Source organism: Streptomyces rimosus subsp. rimosus (genome assembly GCF_000720725.1).
GTDB classification, from domain to species: Bacteria; Actinomycetota; Actinomycetes; order Streptomycetales; family Streptomycetaceae; genus Streptomyces; species Streptomyces rimosus_A.
Genome location: NZ_JOCQ01000169.1, coordinates 1 through 11,802 on the forward strand (window position 1 = coordinate 1; position 11,802 = coordinate 11,802).

Genomic DNA, 11,802 nt, shown 5'->3' on the forward strand with positions numbered 1-11,802 from the left:
GGTTCCGGTGCTTCGGGGGTGGGGTCGGGGTGGGAGGTCGCGTCCTGCTGAGCCGTGGGGTCGGCGGGGGCTTCCTCGGGCACCGCCGACTCGGGCGCTGCCGTTACGGGTGTTTCCGTTACAGGCGCTGCCGTCTCGGGGGCTTCCGTTACGGAGGCTTCCGCTTCGGGTGCGGCGGGCGCGTCCGGGAGCGCAACGGGGTCCGGCGCCGCAGGGGCGTCGGAGGCTGCCTCGGGGACGGTCTCGATGTCGTCCGCTGCCGGTGCGGGGGCGGGTTCGGGGGTTACGGCGTCGCCGGTGTCGGCCATCGTGTCCGTACGGGCCTCATCCGGACCGGACTCATCCGGGCCGGACTCATCCGGACCGAACTCGCCCGTACCGGCCGCTGTACCCGCGTCAACGGGCGCCTCGGTGTCCGCCTCAGCCGTACCCGCCTCGGCACCCGCAGGAGCCTCCTGCGCATCGGCCGAAGTGTCACCCGCGGCCTCCGCCTCGACCTCCACCGCAGGCCCCGGCTCAGGCACCGCCTCCGGCTCAGGCATCGGCTCAGGCTCCGCCCGCACCTCCTCCCGCGCCACCGGCGGCCACTGCGCCAGCGCGTCGGCGGGCAGCGACCAGTTGCCGCCGCCCAACGTGCCGCCGTCGTACGGGGCTTCGCCCGCCGGGGGCACACCGTGGGCGGGGTCGTATCCGGGCGTCACCTGGTCCGCCGGCCGGTGCTGCTGGGGGTGCGGCGGAGGCGGCGGCTGGTGCGCGGGCTGGTCGTACGGCAGGTGGCCGGGGCCCGTGTGCTGGCCCGTGTGCTGGTCCGTGGTGAAGTTCCAGTGGCCGGTCGCGGCCGGGTCGGCGGGCAGGTGTCCGTGTTCGGCGTGCCCGTACGCGTTCCCGTAACCGGAGGCCGGGTTGCGTTCGTCGCCGAGCAGGTACTCGCCGGACTCCTCCAGCACCTCGTCCGGGGCGGTGGGGATCGCCCACTGGCCGGTGGTGCCGCTGCCGCCGTCCGCGCCCGGCCAGGCGTCGTGCGGCGCGGCGTCCTGGCCGGTGTCGGCGTAGTGGCCGTGCGGGCCGGGGCCCGGCATGCCGTGTGCGGGCAGGCCGGTGGCCGGGGCGTCCGCGAACGGCATCGTCCACTGGCCGGTGGCCGACGGGTCGGTCGTGGCGCCCGGGGTCGGCGGCGCGAAGGAGGACGGCGGGGTGTAGCCGTGGCCGGGCGCGGCGAGCGGGTCGGCGCCGTAACCGCCGTGGCCGGGCGCGCCGCCGTGGCCGTCCGGCGCGCCGGGGGCCTGGTGGGCGTCCGGGTAGGCGGGATAGCCGTAACCGCCCGGGTACGGGCCGCTGGTGAAGCCGTCCGGGAGCTGGACGAAGGCGGTGGCCTCCGCCTCGTACTCGTTGCCCTGGGGCAGCGGTTCCCACCGCTGCCGGTCCTGTGGCCGCACCACGCGCAGCGGCTGGGTGTCCTCGGGGCTGTTGCGTCCGTCGGGACGGTCGGGGCTGTCGGCGTCGCTCACGAGAGCGCCCTCCCAAGTGCTCGGCGGGCCAGGGCCGCCACCGTACGGCGCAGGTGCAGCGCGGCGGGCGGCAGGGTCTGCGGCTCGGTGCCGTCCGGCGGCGGGGGCGGGTCGGGGATGCAGGCGGCGGCGACGTAGTCGCCGAAGGCGGCCAGCGCCTCGGGGACCAGCTTGCGTTCGCCGTCCCAGTCGATGATGGAGGCCACCCACTCCTCGGCCTCCAGGGGCCGCAGCGGCATGGCGGCCACCGCGCCGACCGCGCAGCGCACACCGCGCCGCGCCGGGTCGAGGACGAGGGCCACCGAGGCGGTGGCGCGGCCGGGGCCGGTGCGGCCGGTGGCCTTCAGGAAGGTCTGGGGGGCGTGCAGCAGCGGCACCCGTACGTAGCCGACGAGTTCGCCGGGGCGCAGCGTCTCGCGGCCGGCCAGCAGGTGGCTGACCGGGATCTCGCGGCGGGCGCCGCCGGGCCCGGCGATGACCAGGTTGGCTTCGAGGGCGGCGAGCACGGGGAGGGTGTCGCCGGTGGGCGCGGAGGTGACGATGTTGCCGCCGAGGGTGCCCGCGTTGCGGACCTGCGGGGGGCCGGCCGCGCGCGCCGCGGCGGCCAGGCCCGGGATGAGGGCGGCGAAGTCGGGGCGGCCCATCCGCGCGAGGGTCAGTCCGGCGCCGAGGAGGGCGTGGCCGTCCTGGTACTGCCAGCCGCGGATCTCGCTGATCCGGGCGAGGCCGACCAGTCCCGCGGGCCGCAGCAGCCCGGAGTTGACGGCGGCCATCAGGTCCGTACCGCCCGCGACGGGCACGGCGGTGGGCATGGCGGTGAGCGCCGCCACGGCCTCGTCGAGCGAGGCCGGCAACGCCACGGATGACGAAGCCTGCGGTGCGTGCGTGGTCAACCCAGCTGCCCCTTCCCCGGTGTCCCGGCTGTTCCGCTCCGCCGTACGGTACGTGCTCACGGTCCGGACGTGGCAACTCTGGCACATCTTTGCAGGCCCGCGGCGCCAGGGCCCGGCTTCGGGGCGCGCTCGCCCGGCATCGGGCGCCTCCGGCGCGTGACAAGGCCGGTGTTCGGGACGTACGGGATGTTCGGGACGCGAAGCGGAGTGGGGCTCCGCCGCACCCGCGGGCGCCGGCGGCCGGGGGCCGTGGAGCGCGCGGGCGGGCGCGCTCCGAGGGACTTACCGGACATACATCACCTTGACCGCCGTGAGTGCGTTGCGCGGGAACCACCGTCCCAGCAACCGGCCGCTCCGGCCGCCCGCATCCGCCCCGGCTCACACGTTTGGGGGCGACCCCTCGATCGGGCGTCCGAGCAACCCGGGGCGCCGCTGCCACGGGAGGGGGCCGCCGGGCGGCCGGTAGTCGACGCCGAGGGCGTCCAGGCGGGCGTAGTGGGCGGCCATCCGGCGGGTGAATCCGGCGTGGTCGCGCTCGGCGGGCGGCGGCAGCTCGGACCAGGCGACCTCGGCGAAGGCGGCGAGCCGCGGGAAGACCTGGTAGTCGAGGCGCTGCCGGGTCTCCATCACCTCGGTCCAGACGTTGGCCTGGGTGCCGAGCACGTGGGCGGCCTGTTCCGGGGTCAGCTGGGGCGGCACCGGCTCGAAGCGGTAGACGTCTTCCAGGGTGCGTACGTAGCCGATCGGCACGGGCTCGTCGGGGCCGTCGTGCTGCCGGTGGTCCAGATAGACCTGCTGTTCGGGGCACATGACCACGTCGTGGCCCGCCTGCGCGGCGGCGATGCCGCCCGCGTAGCCGCGCCAGGAGGACACCGCGGCGCCCGGCGCGAGGCCGCCCTCCAGGATCTCGTCCCAGCCGATCAGGCGGCGGCCGCGGTCGGCGAGCCAGCGGTCGAAGTGCCGGATGAACCAGCTCTGCAGGCCGTCCTCGTCGGCCACGCCGAGTTCCTTGATACGGGCCTGGGCGTGCGGCGACGCGCGCCACTGGTCCTTGGGGCACTCGTCGCCGCCGATGTGCACGAAGCGGGAGGGGAAGAGGGCGAGCACCTCCTCCAGGACCCCTTCGTAGAAGCGCAGGGCGTTGTCAGTGGGCGCCAGTACATTCGGATTGACGCCCCACGTGTCCCAGGGCTTGAGGGAGTTGGTGTCGATGACGTCGGTGTTGCCCAGTTCCGGGTATGCCGCGATGGCGGCCTGCGAGTGGCCCGGTATGTCGATCTCCGGGACGACGGAGATATGCCGGGCGGCGGCGTAGGCGACGATCTCGCGGATGTCGTCCTGCGTGTAGTAGCCGCCGTGCGGGCGGTCGTCCCACAGGGGTGAGGCCCGGTGGCCGAGCTTGGTGCGCTCACGCCAGGCGCCGGTCTCCGTCAGCTTCGGGTAGCGCTCGATCTCGATGCGCCAGCCCTGGTCGTCGGTGAGATGGAGGTGCAGGACGTTGAGTTTGTGCGCGGCGAGCAGGTCGAGGTAGCGCAGCACGCCGTCCTTGGGCAGGAAGTGCCGTGCGACGTCGAGCATCATGCCGCGCCAGGCGAAGCGGGGTGCGTCCTCGATGCGTACGGCCGGTACGGACCAGCGGTGGCCGGGGCGCAGCGGCGCGCGGCGGTGCGCTTCGGGGCCGAGCAGCTGCCGCAGCGTCTGGGCGCCCCAGAAGGTGCCTGCCGCGCCGCCGCCGAGGAGGGTGACGCCGGTGTGGTCCACGGACAGCCGGTAGCCCTCCGGGCCGAGCGCGTCGGCGGTCTCCGCGTCGACGCGCAGGCGGATGACGCCGCCGTCGGGGCCGTCCCCTGCGGTGCCGGGCGGGAAGGGCAGGCCGGTCGCGGCGCCGACGGTGTCGCGCAGCCAGGCCGCGGTGTCTGCCGTACCGGGGCCCGCGTCCAGGACGGTCCCCGGGCCGAGGAGGAACGCTCCGCCCTCCGGGCGGGTGTCGCGCGGCTGCGGTATCAGGGCGGTCTCCGTGCGGGCGGTCTCGGGCCGGGCGGCTTCCGCCGTCGTTGCGTCATCCATGTGCTGTCCCTTCCGTTCGGGGGCCGGATTCGGGGCCAAAGGAGAGGTCAAAGGGGGTGGTGGGAGGAGTCGGCCGGGGCGCCGGGCGCGGGCATCGTCAGTCCTTCACCGCACCGCCGAGGCCCGACACCAGCCTGCGCTGGACGAGCACGAAGAACACCAGCACGGGCACGGTCATCACGGTCGACGCCGCCATGATCCCGCCCCAGTCGTTCTCGTCCGGCTTGAAGAAGACCAGCAGGGCCATCGGGAGGGTGGAGTTCTCCGTGGCGCTGATGATGAAGGACTTGGCGAAGAGGAAGTCGTTCCAGGTGCTGATGAAGGAAAAGACGCTGGTGGCGACGAGGCCGGGGAAGACGAGCGGGAAGAGGATCTGCCACAGGAAGCGCGAGCGGGACGCGCCGTCCAGGTAGGCGGCCTCCTCCAGGGCTTCGGGTACGGCCTTGACGAAGCCGCGCAGCATCCAGATCGCGAAGGGCAGGGAGAAGGCGAGGTGCGGCAGGATCAGGGAGCCGAGGGTGTTCAGGCCGATGCCCGGTACGGCGTCACCGACGTCGCGCATCAGGAAGAACAGCGGGATGGTCAGCGCCTCGACCGGCACCATCTGCGCGACCAGGAACATGATCAGCAGGGTGGTGCGGAACCGGAAGCGGAAGCGGGTGACGGCCGTCGCCGCCAGGAAGGCGATCAGCGCGGAGGCGATGACGACGACGCCCGCCACGAACAGGCTGTTGAGGAAGTACCGCCCGAAGTCCTGCTGCTGGAACACCCGCCGGAAGGCGTCCAGCGAGGGGTGCAGGGTCCAGGGCACCGGCTCGGTGGACTGCACCTCGCCCGCCGGTTTGAAGGCGGACAGCACCATCCAGTAGAGGGGGAAGGCCACGGCGGCGGCGAGCAGCAGCGCGCCCGTCTCGGCGGCCAGCCGCCCCGGCCGCCGGATCCGCGGCGTACGGACCGTACGTACAGCCCCTTGCCGGGCCCCGCTCACCGTTCCTCCGCGGACCGTACTCACAGTTCCTCCCCCTGTCGGCGCAGCAGGCGCAGGTAGACGAGCGTGACGGCCAGCAGGATCAGCAGCATCACGATGCCGATGGCCGAGCCCAGGCTGTACTGGGACGAGGCGAACGCCTTCTGGTAGGCGTACACGTTCAGGACGAGGTTCTGCCCGGCGATGCCGCCGCCGTTGGTCATCACGTAGATCTGGGTGAAGACCTTGAAGTCCCAGATGACGGACTGGATGGTGACGACGACGAGGATCGGCCGCAGCATCGGCGCCATGACCGAGCGCCAGATGCGCCACTGCGACGCGCCGTCGAGGGCCGCGGCCTCCAGCACCTCCTCGGGGATGGCCCGGATGCCCGCGTAGACGGTCACCATCACGAACGGGAACGAGCACCACACGACTTCCAGCAGAACCAGCGCGAAGGCGCTGTAGCGCCCGTAGGTCCAGGAGAAGTCGCCGAGGCCGAGCACCCGGTTGACCGGTCCGAAGTCCGGGTCGAAGAGGAAGACCCAGACGGTGGAGCCGGTGATGGCGGGGGTGGCCCAGGCGCCGAGCGCGGCCAGCATCAGGGCCAGACGCGGCACCGCCCGGATCCGGGTGAGCAGGACAGCGAACGAGCAGCCGACGGCGAGGGTGCACAGCACGCAGGCCGCGGCGAACACCACCGTGGCGAGCAGCACCTGCCAGAACTGGCCGTCCCCGAACAGCTCGGCGTAGTTGGCCAGCCCCTGGAAGCTGGTCGGTTCGCCGCCGCTGACCTGGGCCTGGGTGTATTCGAGGAACGAGATCAGGCCGAGCTGGTAGATCGGGTAGACCAGCAGTCCGCCGAGCACGACCAGGGCGGGGGCGAGGTAGAGCCAGGGCGTCCAGCGGCTACCGCGGCGGGACGGCGGCCGTACGCGGCGGGCGCCGGTGAGCGGCGTCCGGCCGCCCCCGGCGCGTGCTTCCTTGACCGTGAGCGTCACTTCTTGAACGCCTCGTCCATCTTCTTGGCCGCGTCACCGGACGCCGTGGCGACGTCCTTCCGGCCGCTGACGATCTCCTGGTACATCGTCGGCAGCACGAGCGAGGCGTCGATGGTGGCCCAGGCCGGGGAGACGGGCACGAACTTGGCGCCCGCGTCCAGCGTCTGCACGAAAGGCTTGACGAACGGCTGCTTCTTGGCCGCCTCGGCCCGTACGTCGGTGTACGTGGGCAGGAAGCCCATCGCGTCGAACAGCCGCCGCTGGGTGTCCTTGCCGGCCAGCTGCTTCATCAGGTCCACGGCCAGCGTCCGGTGCGAACTGCTCTTCAGCACCCCGACGTTGTTGCCGCCCGCGAAGGCCGGGGCGATCGAGCCCTTGGTGGTGCCGGGCAGCGGCACGACCGCGTACTTGCCCTTCACCTTGCCGTCCTCCATGGCCTGGTGGCTGAAGTCGCCGCCGATGGCCATGCCCGCCTTGCCGGCGGCGAAGGCGGCGACGGTGTCGTTGCCGCCCATCTCGGCGCATTTGGCGGCCGGGCAGTTGGCGTCGCCGAAGAGGTCCGCGTACGCCTTGATGCCCGCCTGCGACTTCTCGCTGTTCACGGCGGCGGTGAAATCCTTGCCCTGGCCGGTGGCCAGCTCGCCGCCGTGCGCCCAGAGGAAGGGCAGCGCGCCGTACGTGTACGCGCCGCCGACGGCGATCCCGTACAGCTCGGGCCGCTCCTTGCGGATCTTCCGGGCGGCCTCGGCCACCTCGTCCTGCGTGGTGGGCACGGCGATGCCCAGTTCCTTGAACACGTCGGTGCGGTAGTACAGCGCCCGTACGCCGACGAACAGCGGCGCGCCGTAGACCTTGCCGTCCACGGTCACCGACTGCTTCGCGGTGGGATCGGTGTCCTTGGCCTCCTTCCAGTCGCCGAACTCCTCGGTGACGTCGGCCAGTCCGCCGTCCTTCACGTACCCGGCTGTGTCGGTGTTCCCGTACTCGATGACGTCGGGGGCGCTCTTGGGGTCGTTGAAAGCGGCCTTGATGCGCTGGGCGCGGGTGTCGACCGGGATGTAGTCGACCCGGACGTCGGTGCCCTTGTGGGCAGCCTTGAAGTCCGCCACCGCCTTGCGGACGGCCTCTTCCTTGGGCTTGTTGTTGACCTCCTGGAAGAGCCAGACGCGCAGCGTGCCGGTCTTGGCGTCCTCCTTGGCGCCGCCGCCGGAGGTGGACGGGGCGCAGCCGGCGGCGGTGGCGGCGGCCAGGACAAGTGCCGCCGCGCGGGCGGCTGTTCGGGCGGAGAGCTGCATTGGGGACCCCCTGAAGGAATGTTGCAGCATACGCAACGGGCGTTTCGCCATGCACAATCCTCAGGAGGCTAAGCGCGCCGACGCTCCCCGACAAGAGCCGATCAGGCAACGGCGGGGGCGACACGCCGCCACTGGCCCACATTCGCCGCCATTTGGTCCCGGTACGTCTATCTATGAATCAGATGTCCCTCCTCTGCTACCAGAAGCAGCACCGGGCGCCCCGCGAAAACCCGGCTCCCGGCCGCGGCCCCTGGCAGCAGCTCCCAGCCGCACCCCACCCCCACACAAAGGACCGACCGAGTACATGCGCGCCAGATCCGTACGCACCGTCCTGCCGGCCGTCGCCGCCCTGGGGCTGCTGCCCCTCGCGGCCACCCCGGCCGCCGCGCACATCCCGCCGGAGACCGGCGGCCGCCAGCACATCGCCGTCCACGCGGGCACCGACCCCTCCGGGCCTCTCCTCGCCTCCGCCCACCTGCGGTGCTTCCCGACCGGCGGCAGCCACCCGGACCCGGCGGGGGCCTGCCTCAAGCTGGCCATGGCCAACGGCGACTACACCCGCATTCCGCCGGAGCGCCGCGTCTGCACGCGGATCTACGAGCCGGTCACGGTCGTGGCCCACGGCACCTGGCGCGGCAGGACGACCCTCTACCAGCACACCTATCCGAACCAGTGCGTGGCCAACGCCGAGAGCGGCGACATCTTCAACCTCACCCCTTGGCGCGACTGACGCGCCCCGCACCGCACGGACGAGGCCCGGCCCCCTACGGGGACCGGGCCTCGTCACTCCGGCACCACGCGTGCGGCCCGCCCCTCGTACGGGAACGGGCCGAACATGCGCAGGGCGGGCAGGAGCCGCGCGGCAGCGCGCCGGCTCCGGCCGGACGGACTACTTCTTGCCGCCGTCCTTGCCGCCCTTGTCCTTGTCGCCGCCGGCGCCCATGGACTCGTAGATCTCCTTGCACATGGGGCAGACCGGGTACTTCTTCGGGTCACGGCCCGGGACCCAGACCTTGCCACAGAGGGCGACGACGGGAGTGCCGTCGAGCGCGCTCGCCATGATCTTGTCCTTCTGGACATAGTGGGCGTAGCGCTCGTGGTCGCCGTCGCCGTGCGACGTCTGCGGCGTCGGCTCTACGAGGGTCCCCGTACCTGCCCCGCGCTCGGGCTCAAGAGTGCTCATAACCGCCAAGGGTACCGACGCGCGCGGCGTGCCGGGAGCGGCGGCCCGCCCACACGTGGAGGGCGAGCCCGAGGGCCGCGACACCGGCCGCCGCCCACGGCAACACGTACCCCTCGGCCCCCGCCGCGAGGGCCAGCCCGCCCAGCGCGGAGCCGACCGCGCTGCCCAGGTAGAGGGCCGAGTTGTTCAGGGCGAGGGCGACCGTGCCGCGGTCGTCACGCAGGGCGAGCAGCCGGTGCTGCTGCGGCACCTGGAGCGCCCAGCCCGCCGCGCCCCAGAGCACCAGGACCGCGGCCGCGCCCGGCAGCGCGGCGGAGGCGAGCAGCGGCAGCAGGGCCTGCGCCGCGGCTACGGTCACCAGCACCCCGCCGACCAGGGCCGCGGCCTTCCCCGTACGGTCCACCAACGGCCCGGCGACCAGGCTCCCCACCACTCCGCCGATCCCCCAGGCCCACAAATACGGGCCGACTTCCCCTACGCCACCCGCGGAGGCCAGCACCGGCGCCAGATACGTGTAGAGCCCCAGACTCGCCACCGCCGCCAGGAACGAGACCCCCACGACCGGCGCCACCGCACGGTCCGCGACAGCGGCCAGCCGGGCCCGGGCCGCCACCGGCGGATCGGCCGGCACCACCGGCAGCAGCCCGGCGAGCCCCACCAGGGCCACCGCCCCCAACCCCGTTACCAGCCACATCGTCGAACGCCACCCCGCGTGCCCGGCGAGCAGCACTCCCACCGGCACACCGAGCACGGTCCCCGTACTCATCCCGCCCATGACCAGCGCCAGCGCCCGCCCACGCCGCTCCCCCGGCACCAGCGCCGACGCGGCAGCCGTGGACAGCGCCGCGTACACCCCCGCCCCGGCCCCCGCGACGACCCGGGCGGCGAGCAGCGCGCCCAGCGCGGGGGCGAGGGCCGTGGCCGCGTTCCCCACCGTGAAGACGGCAAGCGCGACCACGATGACCGTCCGCGGCCGCGCCCCCGACATCAGCCCAGCGACCAGCGGCGCCGCAATCGCATACGCCAAGGTGAACACCGTCACCATCTGCCCCACGAGGGACACGGACGTCCGGAGGTCGTCGGCGACGACGGGGAGCAGCCCCGCCATCACGTACGCGTCCAGCCCAAGGGCAAACGCCCCCAGAGCCAGCAGCCAGACTTTGCGCATTGCGGTCAGCTCTCCTTGTTTTCCTGTTCCGGCGAACCGTCGGCCGTTCCGTCAGCCGTTCCGTCAGCCGATCCGTCGGCCGATCCATCGACCGGGGAAAAGTAGGAGGGCTTCGGATGGTGGGGGAAATGTTGGTGGGGGGTGATTTATGTCTGGGGGGAATGAGTGCGGGGAATGAGGGGGAGGCACGTGGACTCCGGGCGGTGCGCCACGAGTTCGGCCCGAAGAGAGGGATGGATTGGCATGCCGCAGACCGCAGGTGCACGACTGTTCCGGGAAGCCTGGATCGCGGGAGTGCGTCGGCATTTCCCCGGGGAGCCCAAGGCCGGCTACGTCACTCCGTGGGACGACACGCCGCAGTGGGAGCGCGAAGCCGCGGGGGCCGTATACGAGCAGGTGCGGCAGTTCGTCGAGGTCAGCGGGGGCCGTACGGCGAAACTGTCGCGCGAGCAGAAGGGCAGGTTCGTCGCGATCTGCTGGACGGCCCAGATGTTCAAGCATTTCGAGGACCCGAAGCCCGGCTACGTGGCCGACTGGTCCGGCCTTCCGTCCTGGCAGCAGGAGACCGACGCGGACATTTTTGCAGCGATCGAGAAAAGCGAGGGAAAGACGCCGCAAACGCCGCAGGGCTGACCGCTCGTCCGAGCCTGCCCGGGAAGTCCGAGCATCCTCCAGACGTTCCGGAAGGTGGCCCGCACAACTCATGCGTGCTCGGCGGGAGCGGGCGCGGACAAGTGCGGGACCATTCCAGTGGAGGGTGCAACAGGTCATGGACGAGATGGTGGACGCGGGACCGCCCCCGGTCGGGCCCCGTGGTGCGGACGGCCTCGACGGAGTTGAGCTGCGGCACCTGCGGGCCTTCATGGCCGTGGCCGAGGAGCGCAGTTTCACGTATGCCGCCGACCGGCTGCGGGTCGGGCAGCCGGCGCTGACCAGGACCGTACGCGCCTTGGAGGAGGCCCTCGCCACCCGGTTGCTGGACCGCACCACCCGGCGTGTCGAGCTGACCGACGACGGCCGTCGTCTCTATGCCGAACTGGCGCCTCTGCTGCCCCGTCTGGCCGCCGCGCTGCGGGCGCCCGGTGGGCAGCCTCTGCTGCGGCTCGGTTTCACCTCGCTGCTGCCCGCCGCTTGCGCCGGGTTGAACGCGGCGTTCGAGGCGGCGACCGGGGCCGGGGTGCGGCTGGTGCGCCGGGACACGCCGCTGGCGGGGCTGGACACCGGCGAGGCGGACATCGCGGTGCTGCGCGGGGACGCCCCGCCGGACGCGGATGTCCGTACCCGGGTGCTGCTGCACGAGCCGCGGGTCGCCGCCGTCGGCAGGCTCGGCGCGGCCACGGCCCTGGCGCGCCGTCGTGTACTGGACTGGGGCGAGCTGGCGGATCACCCGCTCGTGGTGAACACCGTCACCGGCAGCACCCGCCCCGAACTGTGGCCCGAGGACCGGCGGCCGCGACTTGCCTGTACTGCGGACAATTTCGACGAGTGGCTGGAGGCGGTGGCCGCCGGGCACGGCGTGGGGGTGGCGCCGCAGGAGGTGGCCCACCGGCACACCCACCCGGGTATCCGCTTCGTACGCCTGAAGAACGCGCCGCCGGTGACTGTACGGCTGGCCCTGCCCGCACGTGGCGCCCATCCCCTGGCGGAACGGTTCTTTGGGATGGGTACGGAGGGCGACGGGCGGTGAGTCAGAGGGGTGGGGCGGGCGGGGGTGGAACGG

The 11,802-nt window shown here is 72.9% G+C and carries 10 protein-coding genes and 1 pseudogene; 3 read left to right on the plus strand and 8 right to left on the minus strand.

What is annotated here, in order from left to right:
• From IH45_RS0141130 to IH45_RS0141155, 6 genes and pseudogenes are all read right to left on the minus strand, one after another.
• Positions 1 to 1,508, minus strand: a pseudogene (locus IH45_RS0141130) (hypothetical protein); the annotation flags it as partial.
• A complete protein-coding gene (locus tag IH45_RS0141135) occupies positions 1,505 to 2,401 on the minus strand; it encodes an FAD binding domain-containing protein (RefSeq protein ID WP_030681681.1) in 897 nt (298 codons plus the stop codon). The gene IH45_RS0141135 and the pseudogene IH45_RS0141130, both read right to left, overlap by 4 nt.
• 378 nt (positions 2,402 to 2,779) lie before the next feature.
• Positions 2,780 to 4,468, minus strand: a complete 1,689-nt coding sequence (locus IH45_RS0141140; RefSeq protein WP_050515554.1) for a beta-N-acetylhexosaminidase — start codon at positions 4,466 to 4,468, stop codon at positions 2,780 to 2,782.
• Positions 4,469 to 4,565: 97 nt separating this feature from the next.
• Complete coding sequence (locus IH45_RS0141145) at positions 4,566 to 5,456, minus strand: carbohydrate ABC transporter permease (protein WP_050515555.1); 891 nt, start codon at positions 5,454 to 5,456, stop codon at positions 4,566 to 4,568.
• A gap of 20 nt (positions 5,457 to 5,476) precedes the next feature.
• A complete protein-coding gene (locus IH45_RS0141150; RefSeq protein WP_030681691.1) occupies positions 5,477 to 6,436 on the minus strand; it encodes a carbohydrate ABC transporter permease in 960 nt (319 codons plus the stop codon).
• A complete protein-coding gene (locus IH45_RS0141155; protein ID WP_030681694.1) occupies positions 6,433 to 7,731 on the minus strand; it encodes an extracellular solute-binding protein in 1,299 nt (432 codons plus the stop codon). The genes IH45_RS0141150 and IH45_RS0141155 overlap by 4 nt, the downstream gene beginning before the upstream one ends.
• Before the next feature lie 304 nt (positions 7,732 to 8,035).
• Between IH45_RS0141155 and IH45_RS1000000149125 the strand changes: the two genes are divergently transcribed.
• Positions 8,036 to 8,461, plus strand: a complete 426-nt coding sequence (locus tag IH45_RS1000000149125) for an SSI family serine proteinase inhibitor (protein WP_050515556.1) — start codon at positions 8,036 to 8,038, stop codon at positions 8,459 to 8,461.
• A 159-nt stretch (positions 8,462 to 8,620) separates the two neighbouring features.
• On the opposite strand, the gene IH45_RS0141165 is transcribed toward IH45_RS1000000149125, so the two are convergent.
• Together IH45_RS0141165 and IH45_RS0141170 are read right to left on the minus strand one after the other, a co-directional pair.
• Positions 8,621 to 8,914 carry a DUF3039 domain-containing protein gene (locus IH45_RS0141165; RefSeq protein ID WP_030184509.1) on the minus strand — a complete coding sequence of 98 codons (294 nt, stop codon included), beginning with the start codon at positions 8,912 to 8,914 and terminating at the stop codon, positions 8,621 to 8,623.
• The gene (locus tag IH45_RS0141170; protein ID WP_030681701.1) at positions 8,901 to 10,082 is read right to left on the minus strand and encodes an MFS transporter; all 1,182 of its coding nucleotides are present in this window, start codon (positions 10,080 to 10,082) and stop codon (positions 8,901 to 8,903) included. Before IH45_RS0141170 ends, IH45_RS0141165 begins: the two co-directional genes overlap by 14 nt.
• Before the next feature lie 243 nt (positions 10,083 to 10,325).
• Between IH45_RS0141170 and IH45_RS0141175 the strand changes: the two genes are divergently transcribed.
• Both IH45_RS0141175 and IH45_RS0141180 read left to right on the plus strand, forming a co-directional pair.
• Entirely contained in the window at positions 10,326 to 10,715 is a 390-nt protein-coding gene (locus IH45_RS0141175) for a hypothetical protein (protein ID WP_030681704.1), read from the plus strand.
• Between the two features lie 136 nt (positions 10,716 to 10,851).
• Positions 10,852 to 11,769, plus strand: coding sequence for a LysR family transcriptional regulator (locus IH45_RS0141180; protein WP_030681706.1), 918 nt, complete (start codon positions 10,852 to 10,854; stop codon positions 11,767 to 11,769).
• Positions 11,770 to 11,802 lie beyond the last annotated feature (33 nt).

What these genes read in the sequence shown, in the direction of transcription:
- IH45_RS0141175 (WP_030681704.1), top strand. Translation starts at nt 10,326, where the DNA reads ATGCCGCAGACCGCAGGTGCACGACTGTTCCGGGAAGCCTGGATCGCG.
- IH45_RS0141180 (WP_030681706.1), top strand. Translation starts at nt 10,852, where the DNA reads ATGGACGAGATGGTGGACGCGGGACCGCCCCCGGTCGGGCCCCGTGGT.
- IH45_RS0141165 (WP_030184509.1), bottom strand. Translation starts at nt 8,914, where the DNA reads ATGAGCACTCTTGAGCCCGAGCGCGGGGCAGGTACGGGGACCCTCGTA.
- IH45_RS0141140 (WP_050515554.1), bottom strand. Translation starts at nt 4,468, where the DNA reads ATGGATGACGCAACGACGGCGGAAGCCGCCCGGCCCGAGACCGCCCGC.
- IH45_RS1000000149125 (WP_050515556.1), top strand. Translation starts at nt 8,036, where the DNA reads ATGCGCGCCAGATCCGTACGCACCGTCCTGCCGGCCGTCGCCGCCCTG.
- IH45_RS0141155 (WP_030681694.1), bottom strand. Translation starts at nt 7,731, where the DNA reads ATGCAGCTCTCCGCCCGAACAGCCGCCCGCGCGGCGGCACTTGTCCTG.
- IH45_RS0141170 (WP_030681701.1), bottom strand. Translation starts at nt 10,082, where the DNA reads ATGCGCAAAGTCTGGCTGCTGGCTCTGGGGGCGTTTGCCCTTGGGCTG.